This is a genomic window from Streptomyces zaomyceticus (genome assembly GCF_014656215.1).
GTDB lineage: Bacteria > Actinomycetota > Actinomycetes > Streptomycetales > Streptomycetaceae > Streptomyces > Streptomyces zaomyceticus.
On sequence record NZ_BNBZ01000007.1, the window covers coordinates 53,497 to 76,978 of the forward strand.

Consider the following 23,482-nt stretch of genomic DNA (forward strand, 5'->3'; position numbering starts at 1 on the left):
TGTGTTCTCGGGGGTCTCTGCAGAACCGCTCCCGACCGCCGACTCCCCGAAGATTCGAGGAGTGGTACGTCCGGGTCCCCGGCCCCCGCCGGAGGTGCCGTCAACCGTGGAACACGGCCCGACGGGCTCTGCGTATGTACGTATTGCTATGCGTCGCGCGAAGAACTGCGAAATGCAGGTCGGTCGGCGTGCGTCAGCCCTGGCGCTGCTTGTGGCGCAGGTTGTCGCAGATGACCATGACCCGGCCGTGACGGCGGATCACCTTGCACTTGTCGCAGATCTTCTTGACGCTCGGCTTGACCTTCATGGGATGTGAGGTTCTCCGGGTCAGTGCCACCACCCGCGCACGGAGGCGGGGTGCGGGCAAGATCTACTTGTACCGGTAGACGATCCGGCCACGCGTCAGGTCATAGGGAGAGAGCTCCACCACGACCCGGTCGTCCGGAAGGATTCGGATGTAGTGCATCCGCATCTTGCCGGAGATGTGCGCGAGGACCTTGTGACCGTTCTGGAGCTCCACCTTGAACATGGCGTTCGGGAGGGACTCGATCACGGTGCCCTCGATTTCGATGGCACCTTGCTTCTTGGCCACGCTTCGCCTTTCGAATCGGCTACCTTGATCGACTCTCGCCGCCGTATGCGGACACACGGGTACACGAGAGCCGACGCATCAGTCTACGTCAGGCCCCAGGAAAAGACGAATCGGGAAGTCTGCCCACCCCGACTGATCCTTACGCAAGGCACCACGCCGTAGAAATTCCACACCGCTCCGCCACTACGCGAGCGGATCGGGCGCCGCCACGACACCCAGCTCCGCCAGCTTCGCCCGGCCTCCGTCGACCGCGGTCAGGACGAGCGGCCCCTCCTCGGTCAGCGCGATGCTGTGCTCCCAGTGGGAGGACCAGGTGCCGTCCGTGGTGATGACCGTCCAGTCGTCCTTCAGGACCTCCGTGTGCGGGGTGCCCAGGGAGACCATCGGCTCGATCGCCAGGCAGAAGCCGGGAACCAGCTTCGGGCCCTTGCCGCGCTTTCGGGAGACGTAGTTCAGCAGGTGCGGGTCCATGTGCATCTCGGTGCCGATGCCGTGGCCGCCGTAGTCCTCGATGATCCCGTACCGGCCCAGGCTGTGGTCGCCGACCGGCGGCCGCGGCTGGCGCTTGATGTAGGTCTCGATCGCCTTGGAGACGTCCACCAGACGGTTGCCGACCTTCATGGCGGCGATGCCGGCCCACATCGACTCCTCCGTGACACGGGAGAGCTCGACGAGCTCGGGCGCGTGCCCGGTGCCCACGAAGGCCGTGAAGGCGGCGTCACCGTGCCAGCCGTCCACGATCGCGCCCGCGTCGATGGAGATGATGTCGCCGTCCTTGAGGACGGTCTTCTCGTCGGGGATGCCGTGGACGACGACCTCGTTCACCGAGGTGCAGATCGTCGCGGGGAAACCGCCGTACCCGAGGAAGTTCGACTTCGCGCCGTGGTCGGCGATGACCTTCCGCGCCACCTCGTCGAGGTCGCGGGTCGTGGCGCCCGGCACGGCCGCCTCACTGGTCGCCGAGTGAATGGCGGCGACGACCAGCCCCGCCTCGCGCATCTTCGCGATCTGCTCGGGGGTCTTGATCTGCACCATCGTGGCCGCGGCCTTTCCATCGAGTACGGGGAACAGAACAACGATACGGCCGCGGCGCCCCCGAGGGGCACCGCGGCCGTATCGAACGAACCGGGGTTACTTCTTGAGCGCGGCCATCGCCTTCGCGGTGACCTCGTCCACCTTGCCGAGCGCCGAGATCGTCACGACCAGGTTCTGCGCCCGGTAGTAGTCGATGATCGGCTCGGTCTGCGTGTGGTAGACCTCCAGCCGCTTGCGGACCGTCTCCTCGGAGTCGTCCGCACGCTGGTAGAGCTCGCCGCCGCAGGCGTCGCAGACGCCCTCGGTCTTCGGCGCGTTGTACTCCACGTGGAAGACGTGCGCGCTGTCGTTGCGGCAGATGCGGCGACCCGCGATCCGCTTCACAACCTCGTCCTCGGGGACCTCCAGGTCCAGGACCGCGTCGAGCTGCATGTCCTCGGCCTTCAGGACCACGTCCAGGGCCTCGGCCTGAGCCACGTTGCGGGGGAACCCGTCCAGCAGGAAGCCGTTGACGGCGTCCGACTGCTCCATCCGGTCCTTGGCCATCCCGATGGTCACCTCGTCGGGCACCAGGTCGCCGGCGTCCATGAACGCCTTGGCCTTGAGACCAAGCTCCGTGCCCTGAGAGATGTTGGCGCGGAACAGGTCGCCCGTGGAGATGTGCGGGATGTCCAGGTTCTTGGCAAGGAACGCAGCCTGCGTTCCCTTGCCGGCACCGGGCGGTCCGACGAGGACGATTCGCATCAGCGGAGGAACCCTTCGTAATTGCGCTGCTGGAGCTGGCTCTCGATCTGCTTCACGGTCTCCAGCCCCACACCCACGATGATGAGGATGCTCGTCCCACCGAAGGGGAAGTTGGCATTGGCGCCACCGAAGCCTGCCAACGCCATCGTCGGCACAAGAGCGATCAGACCCAAGTACAGCGAGCCCGGCCAAGTGATCCGGTTGAGCACGTAGCTCAGATACTCGGCAGTAGGTCGACCAGCCCGGATACCCGGGATGAAGCCACCATACTTCTTCATGTTGTCGGCGACTTCCTCGGGGTTGAACGAGATCGCCACATAGAAGAAGGCGAAGAACACGATCAGGAGGAAGTACGTGGCGATGTAGTAGGGGTGGTCACCCTTGACGAAGTGGGCTTCGATCCAGGTCTTCCACCCTGCGGTGGAGTTCGAGAACTGCGCGATCAAGGCCGGGATGTAGAGCAGCGACGAAGCGAAGATGACAGGAATCACACCCGCCTGGTTCACCTTCAGCGGGATGTACGTGGACGTACCGCCGTAGGAACGCCGGCCGATCATGCGCTTCGCGTACTGCACCGGGATCCGGCGCTGGGCCTGCTCGACGAAGACCACGAGGGCCACCATCACGAAGCCGATGAGGATGACGGTGCCGAACTCGATCCAGCCCTTGGCGAGCTTGCCGCTCTCCTTGATGGCCCACAGGGCGCCCGGGAAGCCGGCGGCGATCGAGATGAACATCAGGATCGACATGCCGTTGCCGATGCCGCGGTCGGTGATGAGCTCACCGAGCCACATGACGATGCAGGTACCGGCGGTCATCGTGATGACCATGGTGGCGATGGTGAAGATCGAGGGGTCGGGAACGACCTGGTCCGCGACCCGGCAGCCACTGAACAGCGCACCGCTCTTGGCGGTGGCCACGAGACCGGTGCCCTGAAGCACGGCGAGGGCGACCGTCAGGTACCGGGTGTACTGCGTGATCTTGGCCGTACCCGACTGACCCTCCTTCTTGAGGGCTTCGAGACGCGGGATCACGACGGTCAGCAGCTGCAGGATGATGCTGGCCGTGATGTACGGCATGATGCCGAGCGCGAAGATGGTGATCTGCAGCAGCGCTCCGCCACTGAACATGTTGACCAGGCCGAAGAGGCTGTTGTTGCCCTCACTGGCCTGCTTCACACACTGCTGGACGGCCTCGTAGCTGACGCCGGGAACCGGGATGTGGGCCCCGAGGCGGTACAGCACGATGATGGCGAGCGTGAAGAGCAGCTTCTTGCGCAGGTCGGGCGTCTTGAACGCCCGGGCGAACGCGGTGAGCACGGTGCCTCCTGCGACCCCCGCGCTAGGCGTCAAGGGTGACGGTCTTGAGGTTCGACGAATAGGTATCGGTCTTCAATTCCGTGCGGGCATACCGCACGGAGTCTAGACAGTGCACGCCACCTTACCGGCGACCATGCCCCCCTAGGAACGACCAATCGGGGATGCCCCTTTTGGGAGGCATCCCCGATCGGATGTTCAAGCCATCGAGTCGTCTCAGACGAGCTCGGTGACGGTGCCACCGGCGGCGGCGATCTTCTCCTTGGCGGAGCCGGAGACGGCGTCAACCGTCACCTGCAGCGCCACGGTGATCTCGCCGGTGCCGAGCACCTTGACAAGCTGGTTCTTGCGAACCGCACCCTTGGCGACCAGATCGGCCACCGTGACCTCGCCACCCTGCGGGTAGAGCGCGGTGAGCTTGTCCAGGTTCACGACCTGGTACTCGGTGCGGAACGGGTTCTTGAAGCCCTTGAGCTTCGGCAGACGCATGTGGAGGGGCATCTGCCCACCCTCGAAGCGCTGCGGAACCTGGTAACGGGCCTTGGTGCCCTTGGTACCACGACCGGCCGTCTTACCCTTCGACGCCTCACCACGACCGACACGGGTCTTCGCGGTCTTGGCACCGGGGGCGGGACGGAGGTTGTGGGCCTTCAGCGGGTTGGTCTCCGCCATGTCAGTCAACCTCCTCGACCGTCACGAGGTGGCGGACGGTGTGAACCATTCCGCGGAACTCGGGGCGGTCCTCCTTGACAACCACGTCGTTGACCTTCTTGAGGCCGAGCGAACGCAGGGTGTCGCGGTGGTTCTGCTTGCTGCCGATGTACGACTTCGTCTGCGTGACCTTGAGGCGAGCCATTACGCACCCGCCCCGGCACGCGCACGGAGGAGAGCCGCGGGAGCGACGTCCTCGAGGGGCAGACCACGGCGAGCCGCGATCTCCTCGGGACGCTGCAGGCCCTTGAGGGCCGCCACGGTCGCGTGCACGATGTTGATCGCGTTGTCGGAGCCGAGCGACTTCGACAGGATGTCGTGAACGCCGGCGCACTCGAGCACGGCGCGCACCGGGCCACCGGCGATAACACCGGTACCGGGGGAAGCCGGCTTGAGCAGGACGACGCCCGCGGCCTTCTCGCCCTGGATCGGGTGAGGGATGGTGCCCTGGATGCGGGGAACCTTGAAGAAGTTCTTCTTCGCTTCCTCGACACCCTTGGCGATGGCCGCGGGAACTTCCTTGGCCTTGCCGTAACCGACACCTACGGTGCCGTCACCGTCGCCCACCACGACCAGCGCGGTGAAGCTGAAGCGGCGACCACCCTTGACAACCTTGGCGACGCGGTTGATCGCGACAACGCGCTCAACGTACGCGGTCTTCTCGGCGGCAGCGCCACCGTCGCGGCCCTTCCGGTCCCGCCGCTCGCCGCCACCGGCACCGCTTCCGCGGCGCTGGGGTCCAGCCATTGGATTTACCTCTCTCTGTTACGTCCGTTAGTCCCGGAACCGGGGCTTAGAACTTCAGCCCGGCTTCGCGGGCGGCGTCAGCCAGAGCGGCAATGCGCCCGGCGTACCTGTTGCCACCACGGTCGAACACGACAGCCTCGACGCCAGCGGCCTTGGCGCGCTCGGCGACAAGAGCGCCGACCTGCTTGGCCTGCGCGGACTTGTCACCCTCGCCACCGCGGATCGAAGCGTCCAGGTTCGACGCGGACGCAAGGGTGTGACCCTTGAGGTCGTCGATGACCTGAGCGGTGATACCGCGGTTCGAACGCGTCACGACGAGGCGCGGACGCTCCGCCGTACCCGACACGTTCTTGCGGATGCGGATGTGGCGGCGCGCCTTGGCGGCACGCTTGTAAGCGTCGCCCTTGGCGATCTTCACACCGTATGCCATGGCTTACTTACCAGCCTTTCCGACCTTGCGGCGGATGACCTCGCCGGCGTACTTGACGCCCTTGGCCTTGTACGGGTCGGGCTTCCGCAGCTTGCGGATGTTCGCCGCGACCTCGCCGACCTTCTGCTTGTCGATGCCCTCGACCGAGAACTTGGTCGGCGACTCGACCTTGAACGAGATGCCCTCGGGCGCCTCGACCAGGATCGGGTGGCTGTAGCCGAGCTGGAACTCCAGGTTGGAGCCCTTCGCGGCCACGCGGTAACCGACACCGCTGATCTCGAGCGCCTTCACGTAACCCTGGGTCACACCGGTGATCATGTTGGCCACCAGCGTGCGGGACAGGCCGTGAAGGGCCTTGTTCTGACGCTCGTCGTTCGGACGGTTGACGTTGAGCACGCCATCCTCGCCCTTAACGATCTCGATCGGAGCGGCGACGGTGTGGGTCAGGGTGCCCTTGGAACCCTTGACCGTGACCGTGCGGCCATCGATGGTGACGTCCACGCCGGCGGGAACCTGGATAGGCAGCTTGCCAATACGCGACATTAGCTATTCCTCCGTTCCCGACTACCAGACGTAGGCGAGGACTTCCCCACCTACGCCCTTCTTGCCTGCCTGCTGGCCGGTCAGGAGACCGTGGGACGTGGAGATGATCGCCACGCCCAGGCCGCCGAGAACCTTCGGCAGGTTGGTGGACTTCGCGTAAACCCGGAGACCGGGCTTCGAGATCCGCTTGATGCCCGCGATGGAGCGCTCACGGTTCGGACCGAACTTGAGCTCGAGGACGAGGTTCTTGCCGACCTCGGCGTCCTCGACCTTCCAGCCCGTGATGAAGCCCTCCTGCTGGAGGATTTCCGCGATGTGAGACTTGATCTTGCTGTGCGGCATCGTCACGGAGTCGTGGTATGCCGAGTTCGCGTTACGCAGACGAGTCAGCATGTCCGCGATCGGATCAGTCATGGTCATGAATTGGCCTTCGGCCTCTCTCGCCGGGGTTTCCAGTGCGCCATCCCTCTCCCCACACAGGGGCGGGACGGGTGCGGCGCGGGGACCTACGGCGTAGTAAGTCGTACGGGCGACGGACGCCCAACCCTCCTAGCCTAAGCCATGGAGGGATGGGCATCCGACAACCCAGTGCTTACCGAGAGACTCCGGTCATCCCAAGTAAGGGATTACCAGGAGCTCTTGGTCACGCCCGGCAGCTCGCCACGGTGAGCCATCTCACGAAGGCACACGCGGCACAGGCCGAACTTGCGGTACACGGAGTGGGGACGACCACAGCGCTGGCAGCGCGTGTAGCCACGCACGCCGAACTTGGGCTTGCGTGCAGCCTTCGCGATGAGAGCCTTCTTCGCCATCTCGCTTACGCCTCCTTGAAGGGGAAGCCGAGGTGACGCAGAAGGGCACGGCCCTCGTCGTCGTTGGTCGCCGTGGTCACCACGGTGATGTCCATACCCCGGACACGGTCGATCTTGTCCTGGTCGATCTCGTGGAACATGACCTGCTCCGTGAGACCGAAGGTGTAGTTGCCACGCCCGTCGAACTGCTTGGGGGACAGACCACGGAAGTCGCGGATGCGCGGAAGCGCGAGCGACAGGGTGCGGTCCAGGAACTCCCACATGCGGTCGCCACGGAGGGTGACGTGCGCACCGATCGGCTGGCCCTCGCGAAGCTTGAACTGCGCGATGGACTTGCGGGCCTTGGTGACGGCCGGCTTCTGACCGGTGATGGTGGTCAGGTCACGGACGGCACCGTCCATGAGCTTCGAGTCACGGGCGGCGTCGCCGACACCCATGTTGACCACGATCTTCACGAGGCCGGGAACCTGCATGACGTTCTCGTAGGAGAACTCCTCACGCAGCTTGCCCGCGATCTCCTCGCGGTACTTCGTCTTGAGACGCGGAGTGGTGGTAGCCATCAGATGTCCTCACCCGTCCGCTTGGCAACGCGGATCTTGTTGCCCTCGTCGTCGAAGCGGAAACCGACACGCGTGACGACCTTCTTGCCGTCCTTCTCCACGACCAGCTGGACGTTGGAGACGTGGACCGGAGCCTCGGTCGTGACGATGCCACCGGCCTGCGACGGGCCGGCCTTGGTGTGCTTCTTGACCCGGTTGACACCCTCGACGAGGACGCGGTTCTCGCGGGGGAAGGCCGTGATGACCTTGCCCTGCTTGCCCTTGTCCTTACCGGTGATGACCTGGACCAGGTCGCCCTTCTTGATCTTCATGCTTACAGCACCTCCGGCGCGAGCGAGATGATCTTCATGAACTTCTTCTCGCGCAGCTCACGGCCGACCGGGCCGAAGATACGGGTGCCACGAGGGTCGCCGTCGTTCTTGAGAATGACAGCGGCGTTCTCGTCGAAGCGGATGTACGAGCCGTCCTGGCGGCGGCGCTCCTTGACGGTGCGAACGATGACCGCCTTGACGACGTCACCCTTCTTCACGTTGCCACCGGGGATCGCGTCCTTGACGGTGGCGACGATGACGTCACCGATGCCCGCGTAGCGGCGACCCGAGCCACCGAGAACACGGATGCAAAGGATCTCCTTGGCACCAGTGTTGTCGGCGACACGCAGTCGCGACTCCTGCTGGATCACGTCTATCTCCTGATTTGTCTGCCGGTTCCCGGCGGGGTTGCGCCAAGTGATCAGCGCAACCCCACCGAGCCTGGCGGAACTGACCTGAGGGGCCCCCCATATTTCTTATGAGGGCCTCAGGCTGAACTTGTGGATTTCCCTTGCGGGAAATTCCTTACTTGGCCTTCTCGAGGATCTCGATGACGCGCCAGTGCTTCGTCGACGACAGCTTCCGGGTCTCCATCAGGAGGACGCGGTCACCGATGCCGGCAGCGTTCTGCTCGTCGTGAGCCTTGAGCTTGTTCGTACGGCGGATGACCTTGCCGTACAGCGCGTGCTTGACGCGGTCCTCGACAGCGACGACGACGGTCTTGTCCATCTTGTCGCTGACGACCAGGCCCTCGCGGACCTTGCGAGCGTTGCGCTCGGTCTTCTCAGTCACGTTGCTCTCGCTCATCAGGCGTTCTCCACCGTCTCGATGCCCAGCTCACGCTCACGCATCAGGGTGTAGATCCGGGCGATGTCCTTACGGACGGACTTGAGCCGACCGTGGTTCTCGAGCTGGCCCGTCGCCGCCTGGAAGCGGAGGTTGAACAGCTCTTCCTTGGCCTCGCGGAGCTTGTTGAGAAGCTCCTCGTTGCCCAGCTCGCGCAGCTCGGACGCCTTGGTACCGGCCGACATCACAGCTCACCTGCTTCGCGCTTAACGATCTTGCACTTCATCGGCAGCTTGTGGGCCGCACGGGTCAGGGCCTCGCGCGCGATCTTCTCGTTCGGGTAGGACAGTTCGAACATCACCCGACCCGGCTTGACGTTCGCGATCCACCACTCCGGAGAACCCTTACCGGAACCCATGCGGGTCTCGGCGGGCTTCTTCGTCAGCGGGCGGTCCGGGTAGATGTTGATCCAGACCTTGCCGCCACGCTTGATGTGGCGGGTCATCGCGATACGAGCCGCCTCGATCTGGCGGTTGGTCACGTACGCCGGCGTGAGGGCCTGAATGCCGTACTCGCCGAACGCAACCTGCGTACCACCCTTGCTCATACCCGAGCGCTTGGGGTGGTGCTGCTTGCGGTGCTTGACCCTACGGGGGATCAGCATTTCGGTCAGGCCTCCGTTCCGGTGCTCTCAGCCGGAGCGGCAGCGGCGGCGGGAGCGTCGGCCTTGGGGGCCTCGGCAGCCGGCGCGGACTGCTGCTGCGGCTTGCGGCCGCGGCCGCCACGCTCGCCACCGCGGCCACCACGGCCGGCCGGGCGGTCGCCAGCGCCGGCGCCACGGGCCGGGCGGTTACCCGCACGGGCCGCAGCGTTCTCGGCGCGGACCTCGGCGATGTTCTTGACGTCGCCCTTGTAGATCCAGACCTTCACGCCGATACGGCCGAAGGTCGTCTTGGCCTCGAAGAAGCCGTAGTCGACGTTCGCGCGGAGCGTGTGCAGGGGCACACGGCCCTCGCGGTAGAACTCCGAGCGGGACATCTCGGCGCCGCCGAGACGGCCACCGCACTGGATCTTGATGCCCTTGGCGCCGGCCTTCATCGTGCCCTGCATGCTCTTACGCATGGCGCGACGGAAGGAGACGCGGGAGGAGAGCTGCTCGGCGACGGCCTGAGCAACCAGCTGAGCGTCCATCTCGGGGTTCTTGACCTCGAGGATGTTCAGCTGGACCTGCTTGCCCGTGAGCTTCTCGAGGTCACCGCGGATGCGGTCGGCCTCGGCGCCACGGCGGCCGATGACGATGCCGGGACGCGCGGTGTGGATGTCCACCCGCACGCGGTCACGGGTGCGCTCGATCTCAACCTTCGAGATGCCGGCGCGCTCCATGCCGGACGTCATCATCCGACGGATGGCGACGTCTTCCTTGACGTAGTCCTTGTACAGCTTGTCGGCGTACCAACGGGACTTGAAGTCCGTGGTGATGCCGAGCCGGAACCCATGCGGGTTAACCTTCTGGCCCATTACCGGGTTCCTTCCTTGCTGCTGACGACCACGGTGATGTGGCTGGTCCGCTTACGGATCCGGTAGGCACGGCCCTGGGCACGCGGACGGAACCGCTTCAGGGTCGGGCCCTCATCCACGAACGCCTCGCTGATGACCAGCGAAGAGGCGTCGGTGTGGTCGTAGTTGTGTGCAGCGTTGGCGATGGCGCTGTCCAGCACCTTGCCAACCGGCACGCTCGCGGCCTGCGGGGCGAAACGCAGGACCGCCTGAGCCTCCGTGGCATCCATGCCACGGATAAGGTCCACCACGCGGCGGGCCTTCATGGGCGTGACGCGGATGTACCGCGCCTGGGCCCTGGCTTCCATGGTTGTCCTTCCAGTGTCTGTCATGGTCATTCCACCCCGCTACTAGCGGCGCTTCGACTTCCGGTCGTCCTTCACGTGACCCCGGAAGGTGCGCGTCGGCGAGAACTCGCCGAGCTTGTGGCCGACCATCGACTCGGTGACAAACACCGGAATGTGGGTCTTGCCGTTGTGCACCGCGATCGTGTGGCCGAGCATGGCCGGGATGATCATCGAGCGACGGGACCAGGTCTTGATGACGTTCTTGGTACCGGCTTCGTTCTGTACGTCCACCTTCTTTACGAGGTGTCCGTCGACGAAGGGTCCCTTCTTGAGACTGCGCGGCATCTAAACCCGCTCCTAGCGCTTCTTGTTCGTCTTGCGGCGGCGGACGATGTACTTGCTCGAAGCCTTCTTCGGCGAGCGAGTACGACCCTCCTTCTGACCCCACGGGGAGACCGGGTGGCGACCACCGGAGGTCTTACCCTCACCACCACCGTGCGGGTGGTCCACCGGGTTCATCGCCACACCGCGAACGGTCGGGCGAACGCCCAGCCAGCGCTTACGGCCGGCCTTGCCCCAGTTGATGTTCGACTGCTCGGCGTTGCCGACCTCGCCGATCGTGGCGCGGCAGCGGGCGTCGACGAGACGGATCTCACCGGACGGCATACGAAGGTGGGCCATCGTGCCCTCCTTCGCGAGCAGCTGCACGGAGGCACCAGCGGAGCGCGCGAACTTGGCGCCGCCACCGGGACGGAGCTCGATCGCGTGGATCGTGGTACCGACCGGGATGTTGCGGAGCGCCAGGTTGTTGCCGGGCTTGATGTCAGCGCCGGGGCCGTTCTCGACGCGGTCACCCTGCGTCAGACCCTTGGGGGCGATGATGTAGCGCTTCTCGCCGTCCACGTAGTGGAGCAGCGCGATGCGCGCCGTGCGGTTCGGGTCGTACTCGATGTGCGCGACCTTGGCCGGCACGCCGTCCTTGTCGTGACGACGGAAGTCGATCACACGGTAGGCGCGCTTGTGTCCACCACCCTGGTGGCGAACGGTGATCCGACCGGTGTTGTTACGGCCGCCCTTGCTGTGCAGGGGGCGAACCAGCGACTTCTCCGGCGTGGACCGCGTGATCTCGACGAAGTCGGCTACGGAGGAGCCACGACGGCCCGGCGTAGTCGGCTTGTACTTGCGGATTCCCATTTCTCAGTCCTCGTCCGATTCCGGACGATCCAGACCGCCCTTAGGCGGTCGGACCGCCGAAGATGTCGATACGGTTGCCCTCAGCAAGGGTCACGATGGCGCGCTTGGTGTCCTTGCGCTTGCCGAAACCGGCCTTGGTGCGCTTGCGCTTACCCTGGCGGTTGATCGTGTTGACCCCGGTGACCTTGACCGAGAAGACCGCCTCGACGGCCTGCTTGATCTGGGTCTTGTTGGAGCCAGGCGCGACGATGAACGTGTACTTGTTCTCGTCCAGCAGAGCGTAGCTCTTCTCCGAAACGACCGGCTTGATCAGAATGTCGCGCGGGTCCGAGAAGGTCTTGCTGGTGACGACGGCCTCAGTCATCAGGCGTCGCTCCCTTCGGTCTCAGCGGTCTGGGGGCCAGACACGAAGGACTCGAGGGCGGCCTTGGTGAAGACCACGTCGTCGGAGACGATCACGTCGTACGTGTTGAGCTGGCCCGGCTCCAGGATGTGCACCTGGGGCAGGTTACGAGCGGACAGCCACGCGGCCTCGTCGGAGCGCTCGACGACCAGGAGCAGGTTCTTGCGCTCCGAGATCTTGCCGAACAGCGTCTTCGCGGCCTTGGTGGAGATGTCACCCTCGACCACGCCGGTCACGACGTGGATGCGGGAGTGCGTGGCCCGGTCCGAGAGGGCACCGCGGAGGGCGGCGACCTTCATCTTCTTCGGGGTCCGCTGGGAGTAGTCACGCGGCTGCGGGCCGTGGACGACGCCACCGCCGACGAACTGCGGGGCGCGGGTCGAACCCTGACGGGCGCGGCCGGTGCCCTTCTGGCGGTAAGGCTTCTTGCCACCACCACGGACCTCGCCACGACGCTTGGTCTTGTGCGTGCCCTGACGGGCCGCGGCCAGCTGCGCGACGACGACCTGGTGGATCAGCGGAACGCTGACCTTGGCGCCGAAGATCTCCTCGGGGAGCTCGACGGTCCCGGTCTTGTCGCCTGCCGGCGAAAGGATGTCAATGGTGCTCATCGGTTCCTCAAACCCCCTTGGCCGCAGTGCGGACCAGGACGAGGCCACCGTTAGGGCCGGGGACGGCGCCCTTGATGAGCAGCAGACCCTTCTCGGCGTCAACGGCGTGGACGGTCAGGTTCTGGGTGGTCACACGCTCGTTGCCCATGCGACCGGCCATCTTCATACCCTTGAAGACACGGCCCGGGGTGGCGCAGCCACCGATCGAACCGGGCTTGCGGTGCACGCGGTGGGCACCGTGCGACGCCTTGCCACCACGGAAGTTGTGGCGCTTCATGACACCGGCGAAGCCCTTGCCCTTGCTCTTACCGGTGACGTCGACCTTCACGCCGGCCTCGAAGAGCTCGGCGGTGATCTCCTGGCCGAGCGTGTACTCGGAGGCGTCAGCGGTACGGAGCTCCACCAGGTGGCGGCGCGGGGTGACGTCGGCCTTGGCGAAGTGACCCTTGAGGGGCTTGTTCACCTTGCGAGGGTCGATCTCGCCGAAGGCGATCTGGACCGACTCGTAGCCGTCGACGTCGTTCGTACGCACCTGGGTCACGACATTGGGGCCGGCCTTGACGACGGTCACCGGGACGACCCGGTTGTTCTCGTCCCAGACCTGCGTCATGCCGAGCTTCTCGCCCAGGATGCCCTTGATGTTCTTAGCCATCTCGCGCGCCCTCAGAGCTTGATCTCGATGTCAACGCCCGCCGGGAGGTCGAGACGCATGAGCGAGTCAACCGTCTTCGGCGTGGGGTCGAGGATGTCGATGAGGCGCTTGTGCGTGCGCATCTCGAAGTGCTCGCGCGAGTCCTTGTACTTGTGCGGCGACTTGATGACGCAGTACACGTTCTTCTCAGTGGGCAGCGGCACCGGGCCCGCGACCGACGCACCAGTGCGGGTCACCGTCTCGACGATCTTCTTCGCCGAGGAGTCGATGACCTCGTGGTCGTAGGCCTTGAGCCGGATGCGGATCTTCTGTCCCGCCATGGCTACTAGTAGTCCTTTGTCTCGTAACGCTCTGGAACCCGGTCGGCTTCGCTTACTGAAAAGCGTTGTCGTGTCTCCGACCCACGCGGTCGGGCGTGTCGCACTCCCTCTACGCAGAAATCCCGAAGGATTTCCCAACCAAGGGGGCACGGTCGCCATGAACCGCGAGCCGGGGGCACGACACCCACCGGGAGCCTGGTCTGCACCCCGCTGACGCTTCCCAGAAGATTCCCGTACGTCCGCCCCTGACTGGGGGCGACGAGTACTGTGGGACTCGCTTCCGGTCCTCCCGACGGGAGGCGCGCAGCATCGGCACTCAACCGAGCAACCCCGACAGTCTGCCATACGCGGCCTTCCCGCCGCCAATCGGGAGCGAAGACTGTACCCCACGTCACGTACGGTCATGCGCCGGGGCGCATACGCCGGGCTCGGCCGCTCCCTCGCGATTCAACTCAAGCGCCGTGCGCGCTCGGTGAGATGGCGGCGCTCGGGGGCACTGGTCGTCCGGCGCGCCGCCTCCCGGTAGACGGTGGCGGCGGTCTCCCCGTCGCCGAGGAGTTCGAGCAGATGCGCCCGGGTCGCCAGCAGACGGTGGTGCCCGGCCGTGCGCCTGTCCCGCGCCAGCTCGTCCAGGAGGGCGAGACCGGCCGCCGGACCGTGGACCATCGCGACGGCCACCGCACGGTTGAGAGTGACCATCGGATTCGGCCCGACCCGCTCCAGGAGCTCGTAGAGCGCGAGGATCTGCGGCCAGTCGGTGGCCCCCGCGCTCGCCGCCTCGTCGTGGACGGCGGCGATGGCCGCCTGGAGCTGGTACGGACCCACCTGTCCGCGCGGCAGGGTACGGCTGATCAGCTCCACACCCTCCTCGACCAGCCGGGCGTCCCACCTCCCCCGGTCCTGCTCCGCGAGCGGCACCAGCTCTCCGTGCGGGCCCGTGCGGGCCGGCCTGCGGGCGTCGGTGAGCAGCATCAGGGCCAGCAGACCCGCCGTCTCGGTGTCCTCGGGCAGCAGCCGGTGGAGCAGCCGTGCGAGCCGGATCGCCTCCGTGGACAGCGCGGGAACGGTGAGCTCGTCGCCGCCGCTGGCCGTGTAGCCCTCGTTGAAGACCAGATAGAGCACGTGCCGCACCTCCGCGAGGCGGGCGGTGCGGTCCTCCCCCGCCGGCAGCGCGAGGGACCCGCCGGCCGCCTTGATCGTCTGCTTGGCCCTGCTGATGCGCTGCGCCATCGTCGACTCCGGGACGAGGAAGGCGGCGGCGATCTGCGCGGTGGTGAGGCCGCCGACGGCACGGAGGGTCAGCGCGATCCGGCTGGGCGGCGACAGGTCCCGGTGACAGCAGAGGAAGAGCAGGGCCAGGGAGTCGTCCCGGTCGGTGCCGGGCTCCTCGTCCGCGGCGTGCGCGAGGAGTTCCGAGGCGGGGGTGGCGAGGGCGAGGGAGTCCTCGCGGCGGCGGCGCGCGGCCTCGCTGCGCACCTGGTCGACGAGCCTGCGGGCGGCGACGGTGACCAGCCAGCCCCGCGGGTTGTCGGGGATCCCCTGCGCGGGCCACTGCCGGGCGGCGGCGATCAGGGCCTCCTGGACGGCGTCCTCGCAGGTGTCGAAGGTGCCGTACCGCCGGACGAGCGTGCCGAGGACCTGCGGCGCGTACGCGCGCAGCAGGTCCTCGACCTCGGCGGGGCCGCTCACACGTCCGCCGCGGACTCGTGCGGGACCGGCCACAGCTCGACGGGGTCGACGTCCGCGAAGGGCATGTCCGCGGCGATCTCCTGGGCCCGCTCCTGGCTCTCGCAGTCGAGCAGATAGAAGCTGGCCAGATACTCCTTGGTCTCCAGGTACGGCCCGTCGGTGACCGCGGGGGCGCCGCCCTCACGGCGTACGAGCCGGGCGGCCGCCGCGTCGGCGAGCCCGTACGCGCCGATCAGCTCGCCGCTCTCGCGGTACTTCCGGTTGAAGGCCTCCTGGCGGGCGATCGCCTCGGGCCAGTCCTCGGCCGGGAAGGAGTCCCACTTGGCCTGGTTGCCGTAGATCATCGCGACGTACTTCATCCGGGTGTCCTCCCCGTCCCGCGCGCCCCTGCGGCGCGCTGTCACCCTTCGGTCGGTACCGAGGACCTGTCCTCGACATCTTCGACGGCGATCTCCGAAGAATTCTCGTCCGGCGGCCAACTCCGCGCAGCCCGGCGCCGATTCGAACACAACCTCGACAACCGGATATCCGTCTAGCAGAGGAGACCGAGAACCCGAGGGACGGACCGCGTACGTGACCACTGCACCCCGTCGCCGGACGGTGCTCGCCACCGCCCTCGCCGTCACCTCGGCCGTCGCCGGGTGCTCCGTACCGGAACCCCGCAGGACCGCGCCGACCGTCGACCCGGCCCCCGGGAAGCCGATCGCCTCCGCGCGCACCCGCCGGTCCCTGCTCCTCCAGGTGTCCGCGCACCCGGACGACGACCTGTACTTCATGAACCCCGACACCCAGCGGCTGCTGGACTCCGGGATCCCGCTGGTCTCCGTGTACGTGACGGCCGGCGAGCACACCGGCCGCAACCGGATCGACGGGATGCCCGAGACTCCCCCGGACCGGGCGGCCTACTCCTCCGCCCGCCACCAGGGCCTGCGCCAGTCGTACGCGGAGGCGCTCGGCCTGCCGAGGTTCACGCCCTGGCGGCGGGAGGTGCTCACCCTCCCCGGCGGCCGGCGGGCAGAGGTCGACACGCTCACCCACGGCGGCCGCCGGACCGAGCTGGTCTTCCTGAACCTGCCCATGCACACCACCCGGCGCTACATGGCCGTGCCCGCGCTCTGGCACGACCGCGCCCTGGAGCTGCGGACCCATCTCCCGGCCGGTTCGCCGCTGACCCGCTCGGACACCTACGACTACGACCAGCTGGTCGGCGTCCTCGTCGACCTGCTCCGCCGCCACCGGCCCACGGTCGTGCACACCCTGGACCCCGATCCCGACATCCAGACCGGCGACGAGGCCACCCGGAGGCGGGACTCCGAACAGCCGGGCTACTCGGACCACGGGGACCACACCGCGATCGCCTGCTTCACCTGGGCGGCGCTGAGCCGCTGGGTGTCGGACGCGGTCCGGGACGGCGAACCCATACCGGCGTTCACCACCACCGCCTTCCGCGGCTACTACAACCGGCACTGGCCCAAGAACCTCCCGCCGCGGGTGCTCCGGGAGAAGGCCGCCCGCCTCGTCCCGTACGGCGGGGACCCGACCTGGCAGTGCGGCAATCCCTCGGGCTGCGGCGACTACGGCGTCGGCGGCGACCGGCCGCTCACCAACCGCAAGGGCTGGGTGCGCTCCACCCACCACCGCTGGCCGAGCGCGGGCCCCGCGCTCGCCCAGGAGCCGGACGGCTCCCTCACCGCGTACGGGGTGCTCGGGCTGCGAGCGGTCCGCTGGCGCGAGACGGCACCCGGCGTCTGGAGCGAACCGGCCGACCTCGGCGGCGGCCCGCTCGCGCCCGCGCTCGGCTCGGCCGTGCTCGGCGACGGCCGGGTGCTGCTCTTCGGGGTGCGCTTCGCCGCACTCGACGGGCACGGCGGGCCCAACCGGCGCGAGCTGGTGCTCCTGGAGCAGCGCTCCCCCGGCGGCCCGTTCCTCGCCTGGCGGGGGCTCGGGAACCCGGAGCGCACGGACGACCGGGGGCGCCGGGTCGGCGCCCCGGTGGCCGTCGCGGCCCCCGACGGCCGGGTCCATCTCTTCGTACGGAACGCGGACAAGGGCGTCTCGACCCGGGTGCGGGCGGCGGACGGGGCCTGGGGTCCCTGGCGGACGCTGCCCGGTGCGGCGGAGGTCCAGGACGGGCTCGCGGTGTCGCTCGACGCCGCGGGCGCGGTGCACGTCCACGCGGCGGGGCGGGAGTCCGTACGGCACTGGGTGGACGGCGCGGAGCGGGCGGAGCCGCTGCCGCTCTCCGGGTCCACGGTGGCGGCGGCCGGCGGCGCCCTGTACTACCGGCCGCCGGCGTCCGGGGAGCTCCTCGGCCCGGAGGGCGACGCCGGTCTGGACGGCTACGGCGGTGTGGTGGCCGCGCGCTCCCCCGCGCTCGGGACCGTGCTGCTCGGCACGGACACCCACGGCCGGGTCCTCGTACGGGTCGGCGGCCGGCCGCACACCCGTACGACGGGACCCTCGGCGGTGTACGCGGCCCTGCACCTCGGCTCGCGCCGGGCGACCGTGGTGGGCCTCGGCGCGGACGGCCACCCCTGGAGCTGGCGGCCGTAGGCCGTCTCCTCCGGATCCCGCCGGCCGGGCCGGGAACGCGAGAAGGCCCCGCACCTTTCGGTGCGGGGCCTTCCCTCACTGCTCAGCAGCTCGCTGGAGCTACCAGGTCAGATCACAGATCAGGCGGTGATCTTGACGACCTGGCCGGCGCCGACGGTCCGGCCACCCTCACGGATGGCGAACTTGAGGCCCTCCTCCATGGCGATGGGCTGGATCAGCTCAACGCTCATGGCGGTGTTGTCGCCCGGCATGACCATCTCGGTGCCCTCGGGGAGGGTCACGACGCCGGTCACGTCCGTGGTACGGAAGTAGAACTGCGGGCGGTAGTTGTTGAAGAACGGGGTGTGACGGCCACCCTCGTCCTTCGACAGGATGTAGGCCTGGGCCTCGAAGTTCGTGTGCGGCGTGACCGAACCCGGCTTGATGATGACCTGGCCGCGCTCGACGTCCTCACGCTTGATGCCACGGAGGAGCAGACCGACGTTCTCACCGGCCTGGCCCTCGTCGAGCAGCTTGCGGAACATCTCGATACCGGTGACCGTGGTGGTGGTCTTCTCGGTCTTGATGCCGATGATGTCGACGGTCTCGTTGACCTTGAGGATACCGCGCTCGATACGACCGGTGACGACGGTGCCACGACCGGTGATCGTGAAGACGTCCTCGATCGGCATCAGGAACGGCTTGTCGACGTCACGCTCGGGCTGCGGGATGGACTCGTCCACCGCGTGCATGAGGCCGAGGAGCTTCTCGCCCCACTCCTTGTCGCCCTCGAGCGCCTTGAGCGCCGAGACACGGACGACCGGAAGGTCGTCGCCCGGGAACTCGTACTCGGAGAGGAGCTCACGAACCTCGAGCTCGACGAGCTCCAGGATCTCCTCGTCGTCCACCATGTCGGCCTTGTTCAGGGCGACGACGATGTACGGAACGCCGACCTGGCGGGCCAGGAGCACGTGCTCCTTGGTCTGCGGCATCGGGCCGTCGGTGGCGGCGACCACGAGGATGGCGCCGTCCATCTGCGCGGCACCCGTGATCATGTTCTTGATGTAGTCGGCGTGACCCGGGCAGTCGACGTGCGCGTAGTGACGCGACTCCGTCTGGTACTCGACGTGCGCGATCGAGATCGTGATACCGCGCTGGCGCTCCTCGGGAGCCTTGTCGATCTGGTCGAAGGCCGAGGCCTCGTTCAGGTCCGGGTACGCGTCGTGCAGCACCTTGGTAATGGCGGCCGTGAGGGTCGTCTTACCGTGGTCAATGTGACCGATGGTGCCGATGTTGACGTGCGGCTTAGTCCGCTCGAACTTTGCCTTCGCCACTGAATCCTCCTGCGGAGTGGTTCTGTACGCCTTGCTCATCGGCGCCAGGTGATCTTTGCTGGGATGCCATCCGCCGGGACCCGATCCCTCGGGTTTCGGGGGCTGAGCCCCGGCGACTGGTGTCAAGCCTAAAGCGTGAACTCGGAAGAGTTACTCGCCCTTGGCCTTCGCGATGATCTCCTCGGCGACGTTCCGCGGAACCTCGGCGTAGGAGTCGAACTGCATCGAGTAGCTTGCGCGACCCGAGGTCTTGCTGCGGAGGTCGCCGACGTAGCCGAACATCTCCGAAAGGGGCACGAGGCCCTTCACGACGCGAGCGCCGCTGCGCTCCTCCATGGCCTGAATCTGACCACGGCGGGAGTTGATGTCGCCGATGACCTCACCCATGTAGTCCTCGGGCGTGGTGACCTCGACGGACATCATGGGCTCGAGGATGACCGGCGAAGCCTTCCGCGCGGCCTCCTTGAAGGCCTGCGAACCGGCGATCTTGAACGCGAGCTCGGAGGAGTCGACCTCGTGGTAGCCACCGTCGAGAAGGATGACGCGGACGCCAGTCATCTCGTAGCCGGCCAGGATGCCGAACTGCATGGCCTCCTGCGCACCCGCGTCGACCGAAGGGATGTACTCCTTCGGGATGCGGCCACCGGTGACCTTGTTCACGAACTCGTACGAGGCGTCGCCGCCCTCGATGGGCTCGATCGCGATCTGCACCTTGGCGAACTGACCGGTACCACCGGTCTGCTTCTTGTGGGTGTAGTCCACGCGCTCGACGGCCTTGCGGATCGTCTCGCGGTACGCGACCTGCGGCTTGCCGACGTTCGCCTCGACCTTGAACTCGCGACGCATACGGTCGACGAGGATGTCGAGGTGGAGCTCGCCCATACCACCGATGATGGTCTGGCCGGTCTCCTCGTCCGAGTGCACCTGGAAGGAGGGGTCCTCCTCCGCGAGACGCTGGATGGCGACACCCAGCTTCTCCTGGTCACCCTTGGACTTGGGCTCGATGGCGACCTGAATGACCGGCGCCGGGAAGTCCATGGACTCCAGGACAACCGGGTTCTTGTCGTCGCACAGCGTCTCACCGGTGGTGGTCTGCTTGAGGCCCATGACGGCGACGATGTCGCCGGCGCCCACCGAGTCGATCTCCTCACGCTTGTTCGCGTGCATGCGGTAGATCTTGCCGATGCGCTCCTTCTTGCCCTTGACGGAGTTCAGCACCGCGGTGCCGGCCTCCAGGCGACCGGAGTAGATCCGGACGAAGGTGAGCTTGCCGAGGTGCGGGTCGCTCGCGATCTTGAACGCGAGCGCCGACAGCGGCTCGTCGTCGGACGGCTTGCGCTTGACGACGACCTCGGCGTCCCGCACGTCGTGACCCTCGATGGCCTCGACGTCCAGGGGCGACGGCAGGTAACGGACGACAGCGTCGAGCAGGGGCTGAACGCCCTTGTTCTTGAACGCGGTGCCACAGAAGACGGGGGTGACCGTCTTCTCGCCGTTGCCCTTGCCGGAAGCGATGGTGATACGACGGACAGCCGCGTACAGCTGCTCCTCGGTGGGCTCGACGCCCTCGAGGAAGAGCTCCATGAGCTCCTCGTCGTTCTCCGCGACGGTCTCGACCAGCTTGGCGCGCCATTCCTCGGCGAGCTCGGTGTGCGAGGCCGGGATGTCGACGACGTCGTACATCTCGCCCTTGCTGGCCTCGGCGGACCAGACGAGAGCCTTCATGCGGACGAGGTCGACAACACCCTGGAAGTCCATCTCGGACCCGATGGGGAGCTGCATGACGATCGGGACGGCGCCGAGGCGGTCCACGATCATGTCGACGCAACGAAGGAACTCGGCGCCCGTACGGTCGAGCTTGTTGACGAAGCAGATACGCGGAACGCCGTAGCGGTCCGCCTGACGCCAGACAGTCTCGGACTGGGGCTCGACGCCGGCCACACCGTCGAACACGGTGACAGCACCGTCGAGCACGCGCAGCGAACGCTCCACCTCGACGGTGAAGTCGACGTGACCCGGCGTGTCGATGATGTTGATCGTGTGATCGACATTCTCGAGCGGCCAGTGGCAGGTCGTCGCGGCAGACGTGATCGTGATGCCGCGCTCCTGCTCCTGCTCCATCCAGTCCATCGTGGCAGCGCCGTCGTGGACTTCACCGATCTTGTACGAGACACCGGTGTAGAACAGGATCCGCTCGGTGGTGGTCGTCTTGCCCGCGTCGATGTGAGCCATGATGCCGATGTTGCGCACCTTGGCAAGGTCAAGCGAAGTGGTAGCCATATCGGCTCAGTCTTCTCTCGGTCTCGATGTGGGTTGCGACTACCAGCGGTAGTGCGCGAAGGCCTTGTTGGACTCGGCCATCTTGTGCGTGTCCTCGCGCTTCTTGACCGCAGCTCCGAGGCCGTTCGAGGCGTCGAGGAGCTCGTTCATGAGGCGCTCGGTCATGGTCTTCTCGCGACGGGCGCGGGAGTAACCGACGAGCCAGCGGAGGGCCAGCGTGGACGCGCGGCCCGGCTTGACCTCGATCGGCACCTGGTAGGTGGCGCCACCGACACGGCGGGACTTGACCTCGAGGGCCGGCTTGACGTTCTCGAGAGCGCGCTTCAGCGTGATGACCGGGTCCTGGCCGGTCTTCTCACGAAGACCCTCCATGGCGCCGTACACGATGCGCTCGGCGGTGGAACGCTTGCCGTCCAGCAGGATCTTGTTGATCAGCGAGGTGACAAGAGGAGAGCTGTAGACCGGGTCGATGATGACCGGGCGCTTCGGGGCGGGGCCCTTACGAGGCATTCTTACTTCTCCTTCTTGGCGCCGTAGCGGCTGCGAGCCTGCTTACGGTTCTTGACGCCCTGCGTGTCGAGGGAACCGCGGATGATCTTGTAGCGAACACCCGGCAGGTCCTTCACACGGCCACCGCGCACGAGCACGATCGAGTGCTCCTGCAGGTTGTGACCCTCACCCGGGATGTAGGCCGTGACCTCGATGCCCGAGGTCAGACGCACACGCGCGACCTTACGGAGGGCCGAGTTCGGCTTCTTCGGGGTGGTCGTGAACACACGCGTGCAGACGCCGCGACGCTGAGGGGAACCCTCGAGTGCGGGCGTCTTGTTCTTCTCGACCTTGTCCTGCCGGCCCTTCCGGACCAGCTGCTGGATCGTAGGCACTACTTCTCCGGTTTCTGTGTGCCGTCGGTGAAACTAACCTGGAACATTCGCCGACCCACGCGGTCGGGTGTGTCGAATCTCGTGCACCTCTCCGCAGAGCGGAGAGAGCTCGGATCACGGTGGCCGATATATGACTCGCCTTGCGGTTGAGGACACGCACGCGAGCCCAGGCACACCCCAGGCACAAGGCTTGAGCGTACCTATCGCATGGACTCCGGTCAAAACAAATGCCCACGCGCACGTGGCCCCGACCTCGGGAGGCCGGGACCGGGCGGGATCGGGGCGGGGGCCGGGTTCAAGATCCACCCGGCCCCGGGCCGGGGCGCCGCGCGGTCCCGGGGCGCGCGGCCGAGCGGCGAGGGATCGCCCGGTGTCCGGCACGGGCCGCGGACCGGTCAATTCCGTTCCGCGCGGCGGCCGATGCCGGTCCGGGCCGACGCCCGTTCCGGCCGCGCGGCGAGCGACGTCGGACCGTGCCGCGGCCGGCCCCGGGGGGCCGCCTCCCGGCGGTCAGTCCCGGGCGGTACGGCGGGGTTCCGGCGCCCCGGCGGGCTGCTCCGCCTCCGTGTCCGGCTCCAGGAACTGGTTCACGACCTTCACGAAGACGCCCATGCGCTCGTCGGGCACCCCGAGCCAGCGGGCGAAGTCCTCCATCGAGGGCTGCCAGTCGCTCGGCGGCAGCAGATCCGCCGCCATCGGGAGCTCCTCGGGAGTCACCCGGCCGGACCGGATCAGCATGTCGCGGACCGAGACGCCCAGCAGCGGGGCGATCCTGCGCATGGTCTCCAGGTCGGGCATGCTCTGCCGCTGCAGCAGGCGCGTCACGGCCGCGCGATGCACCCCGGCCTCGTCCGCGATCCGGGACTTGCCGCCGCCGCGCGGGCTGTCGATGTCGTAGCCGCGCTGTCGCATCAGGCCTTCGACCCAGCCTGCGAACTCGTCCAGCCCACGAGTGGTCATGTACAGCTCCTCACTCCACTCCTCCAGGCTTCAACTCTAGCGTGCTTGCGCGCACAGAATTACTTGGTTTCGGGTACGCAACGTGTCGAATCAGTGAAGGCGCCCGGGAGGTACCTCCGAAATATGTTGCGCGCCCGCACGCAACATGTAAGTCTGGCTCGCCGCCGCACTCGTCGGCCCCCTGAGCCCCAA

At 67.0% G+C, this 23,482-nt stretch carries 34 protein-coding genes; 1 reads left to right on the top strand and 33 read right to left on the bottom strand.

What is annotated here, in order from left to right; all coding sequences use genetic code 11:
• Positions 1–193 precede the first annotated feature (193 nt).
• The 28 genes from rpmJ to IE311_RS12095 form a co-directional block, all read right to left on the bottom strand.
• The gene (rpmJ, locus tag IE311_RS11960; RefSeq protein ID WP_003956441.1) at positions 194–307 is read right to left on the bottom strand and encodes a 50S ribosomal protein L36; all 114 of its coding nucleotides are present in this window, start codon (positions 305–307) and stop codon (positions 194–196) included.
• A 63-nt stretch (positions 308–370) separates the two neighbouring features.
• Positions 371–592 (bottom strand): translation initiation factor IF-1, encoded by a 222-nt coding sequence (infA, locus tag IE311_RS11965; RefSeq protein WP_003956442.1) that lies wholly within the window; start codon positions 590–592, stop codon positions 371–373.
• Between the two features lie 183 nt (positions 593–775).
• Entirely contained in the window at positions 776–1,627 is an 852-nt protein-coding gene (gene map / locus IE311_RS11970; protein ID WP_189831624.1) for a type I methionyl aminopeptidase, read from the bottom strand.
• Positions 1,628–1,723: 96 nt separating this feature from the next.
• Complete coding sequence (locus IE311_RS11975) at positions 1,724–2,371, bottom strand: adenylate kinase (RefSeq protein ID WP_030318642.1); 648 nt, start codon at positions 2,369–2,371, stop codon at positions 1,724–1,726.
• The gene (secY, locus tag IE311_RS11980) at positions 2,371–3,690 is read right to left on the bottom strand and encodes a preprotein translocase subunit SecY (protein WP_030318644.1); all 1,320 of its coding nucleotides are present in this window, start codon (positions 3,688–3,690) and stop codon (positions 2,371–2,373) included. The genes IE311_RS11975 and secY overlap by 1 nt, the downstream gene beginning before the upstream one ends.
• 213 nt (positions 3,691–3,903) lie before the next feature.
• Complete coding sequence (gene rplO, locus IE311_RS11985; RefSeq protein ID WP_030318646.1) at positions 3,904–4,359, bottom strand: 50S ribosomal protein L15; 456 nt, start codon at positions 4,357–4,359, stop codon at positions 3,904–3,906.
• 1 nt (position 4,360) lies between these two features.
• Positions 4,361–4,543 (bottom strand): 50S ribosomal protein L30, encoded by a 183-nt coding sequence (gene rpmD / locus IE311_RS11990; protein WP_015035589.1) that lies wholly within the window; start codon positions 4,541–4,543, stop codon positions 4,361–4,363.
• A complete protein-coding gene (gene rpsE, locus IE311_RS11995; RefSeq protein ID WP_017239585.1) occupies positions 4,543–5,145 on the bottom strand; it encodes a 30S ribosomal protein S5 in 603 nt (200 codons plus the stop codon). Before rpsE ends, rpmD begins: the two co-directional genes overlap by 1 nt.
• A gap of 46 nt (positions 5,146–5,191) precedes the next feature.
• The gene (gene rplR / locus IE311_RS12000) at positions 5,192–5,575 is read right to left on the bottom strand and encodes a 50S ribosomal protein L18 (RefSeq protein ID WP_015035587.1); all 384 of its coding nucleotides are present in this window, start codon (positions 5,573–5,575) and stop codon (positions 5,192–5,194) included.
• 3 nt (positions 5,576–5,578) lie between these two features.
• Complete coding sequence (gene rplF, locus IE311_RS12005) at positions 5,579–6,118, bottom strand: 50S ribosomal protein L6 (RefSeq protein WP_148005764.1); 540 nt, start codon at positions 6,116–6,118, stop codon at positions 5,579–5,581.
• 21 nt (positions 6,119–6,139) lie between these two features.
• Positions 6,140–6,538, bottom strand: a complete 399-nt coding sequence (gene rpsH, locus IE311_RS12010) for a 30S ribosomal protein S8 (protein ID WP_015035585.1) — start codon at positions 6,536–6,538, stop codon at positions 6,140–6,142.
• A 206-nt stretch (positions 6,539–6,744) separates the two neighbouring features.
• Positions 6,745–6,930, bottom strand: a complete 186-nt coding sequence (locus tag IE311_RS12015; protein ID WP_003948630.1) for a type Z 30S ribosomal protein S14 — start codon at positions 6,928–6,930, stop codon at positions 6,745–6,747.
• A gap of 5 nt (positions 6,931–6,935) precedes the next feature.
• Positions 6,936–7,493, bottom strand: coding sequence for a 50S ribosomal protein L5 (gene rplE / locus IE311_RS12020; protein ID WP_106975815.1), 558 nt, complete (start codon positions 7,491–7,493; stop codon positions 6,936–6,938).
• Positions 7,490–7,801 carry a 50S ribosomal protein L24 gene (gene rplX / locus IE311_RS12025; RefSeq protein ID WP_024755412.1) on the bottom strand — a complete coding sequence of 104 codons (312 nt, stop codon included), beginning with the start codon at positions 7,799–7,801 and terminating at the stop codon, positions 7,490–7,492. Before rplX ends, rplE begins: the two co-directional genes overlap by 4 nt.
• Before the next feature lie 2 nt (positions 7,802–7,803).
• Positions 7,804–8,172 carry a 50S ribosomal protein L14 gene (gene rplN, locus IE311_RS12030; protein WP_003956455.1) on the bottom strand — a complete coding sequence of 123 codons (369 nt, stop codon included), beginning with the start codon at positions 8,170–8,172 and terminating at the stop codon, positions 7,804–7,806.
• A gap of 154 nt (positions 8,173–8,326) precedes the next feature.
• On the bottom strand, positions 8,327–8,608 hold the full coding sequence (gene rpsQ / locus IE311_RS12035; protein ID WP_030318650.1) for a 30S ribosomal protein S17: 282 nt from the start codon (positions 8,606–8,608) through the stop codon (positions 8,327–8,329).
• The gene (gene rpmC / locus IE311_RS12040) at positions 8,608–8,832 is read right to left on the bottom strand and encodes a 50S ribosomal protein L29 (RefSeq protein ID WP_017239580.1); all 225 of its coding nucleotides are present in this window, start codon (positions 8,830–8,832) and stop codon (positions 8,608–8,610) included. Before rpmC ends, rpsQ begins: the two co-directional genes overlap by 1 nt.
• Positions 8,832–9,251 (bottom strand): 50S ribosomal protein L16, encoded by a 420-nt coding sequence (rplP, locus tag IE311_RS12045; protein ID WP_015035580.1) that lies wholly within the window; start codon positions 9,249–9,251, stop codon positions 8,832–8,834. Before rplP ends, rpmC begins: the two co-directional genes overlap by 1 nt.
• Before the next feature lie 5 nt (positions 9,252–9,256).
• On the bottom strand, positions 9,257–10,105 hold the full coding sequence (gene rpsC, locus IE311_RS12050) for a 30S ribosomal protein S3 (RefSeq protein ID WP_017239578.1): 849 nt from the start codon (positions 10,103–10,105) through the stop codon (positions 9,257–9,259).
• On the bottom strand, positions 10,105–10,452 hold the full coding sequence (rplV, locus tag IE311_RS12055; protein WP_056552397.1) for a 50S ribosomal protein L22: 348 nt from the start codon (positions 10,450–10,452) through the stop codon (positions 10,105–10,107). The genes rpsC and rplV overlap by 1 nt, the downstream gene beginning before the upstream one ends.
• A 42-nt stretch (positions 10,453–10,494) precedes the next feature.
• Positions 10,495–10,776: a 30S ribosomal protein S19 gene (gene rpsS, locus IE311_RS12060; protein WP_024755409.1), complete on the bottom strand. Its 282-nt coding sequence runs from the start codon at positions 10,774–10,776 to the stop codon at positions 10,495–10,497.
• 12 nt (positions 10,777–10,788) lie between these two features.
• Positions 10,789–11,625: a 50S ribosomal protein L2 gene (gene rplB / locus IE311_RS12065; RefSeq protein WP_030318653.1), complete on the bottom strand. Its 837-nt coding sequence runs from the start codon at positions 11,623–11,625 to the stop codon at positions 10,789–10,791.
• A 40-nt stretch (positions 11,626–11,665) separates the two neighbouring features.
• Positions 11,666–11,989: a 50S ribosomal protein L23 gene (rplW, locus tag IE311_RS12070; RefSeq protein WP_015035575.1), complete on the bottom strand. Its 324-nt coding sequence runs from the start codon at positions 11,987–11,989 to the stop codon at positions 11,666–11,668.
• A complete protein-coding gene (rplD, locus tag IE311_RS12075; RefSeq protein WP_189831625.1) occupies positions 11,989–12,639 on the bottom strand; it encodes a 50S ribosomal protein L4 in 651 nt (216 codons plus the stop codon). Before rplD ends, rplW begins: the two co-directional genes overlap by 1 nt.
• Before the next feature lie 7 nt (positions 12,640–12,646).
• Entirely contained in the window at positions 12,647–13,291 is a 645-nt protein-coding gene (rplC, locus tag IE311_RS12080; protein ID WP_024755405.1) for a 50S ribosomal protein L3, read from the bottom strand.
• Positions 13,292–13,302: 11 nt separating this feature from the next.
• Positions 13,303–13,611, bottom strand: coding sequence for a 30S ribosomal protein S10 (gene rpsJ, locus IE311_RS12085; RefSeq protein ID WP_003948644.1), 309 nt, complete (start codon positions 13,609–13,611; stop codon positions 13,303–13,305).
• Between the two features lie 447 nt (positions 13,612–14,058).
• The gene (locus IE311_RS12090; RefSeq protein WP_189831626.1) at positions 14,059–15,300 is read right to left on the bottom strand and encodes an RNA polymerase sigma factor; all 1,242 of its coding nucleotides are present in this window, start codon (positions 15,298–15,300) and stop codon (positions 14,059–14,061) included.
• Complete coding sequence (locus IE311_RS12095; RefSeq protein ID WP_189831790.1) at positions 15,297–15,659, bottom strand: YciI family protein; 363 nt, start codon at positions 15,657–15,659, stop codon at positions 15,297–15,299. The genes IE311_RS12090 and IE311_RS12095 overlap by 4 nt, the downstream gene beginning before the upstream one ends.
• A gap of 214 nt (positions 15,660–15,873) precedes the next feature.
• Between IE311_RS12095 and IE311_RS12100 the strand changes: the two genes are divergently transcribed.
• A complete protein-coding gene (locus IE311_RS12100; RefSeq protein WP_189831627.1) occupies positions 15,874–17,853 on the top strand; it encodes a PIG-L family deacetylase in 1,980 nt (659 codons plus the stop codon).
• 119 nt (positions 17,854–17,972) lie between these two features.
• Here the strand turns inward: IE311_RS12100 and tuf are convergent, their stop codons facing one another.
• From tuf to IE311_RS12125, 5 genes are all read right to left on the bottom strand, one after another.
• Positions 17,973–19,166: an elongation factor Tu gene (gene tuf, locus IE311_RS12105; RefSeq protein ID WP_026058274.1), complete on the bottom strand. Its 1,194-nt coding sequence runs from the start codon at positions 19,164–19,166 to the stop codon at positions 17,973–17,975.
• 150 nt (positions 19,167–19,316) lie between these two features.
• Positions 19,317–21,446 carry an elongation factor G gene (gene fusA, locus IE311_RS12110; protein WP_189831628.1) on the bottom strand — a complete coding sequence of 710 codons (2,130 nt, stop codon included), beginning with the start codon at positions 21,444–21,446 and terminating at the stop codon, positions 19,317–19,319.
• Between the two features lie 39 nt (positions 21,447–21,485).
• Positions 21,486–21,956 (bottom strand): 30S ribosomal protein S7, encoded by a 471-nt coding sequence (rpsG, locus tag IE311_RS12115; protein ID WP_015035567.1) that lies wholly within the window; start codon positions 21,954–21,956, stop codon positions 21,486–21,488.
• Positions 21,957–21,958: 2 nt separating this feature from the next.
• On the bottom strand, positions 21,959–22,330 hold the full coding sequence (gene rpsL / locus IE311_RS12120) for a 30S ribosomal protein S12 (protein WP_003948652.1): 372 nt from the start codon (positions 22,328–22,330) through the stop codon (positions 21,959–21,961).
• A 510-nt stretch (positions 22,331–22,840) separates the two neighbouring features.
• Positions 22,841–23,290: a helix-turn-helix domain-containing protein gene (locus IE311_RS12125; RefSeq protein ID WP_189831629.1), complete on the bottom strand. Its 450-nt coding sequence runs from the start codon at positions 23,288–23,290 to the stop codon at positions 22,841–22,843.
• Positions 23,291–23,482 lie beyond the last annotated feature (192 nt).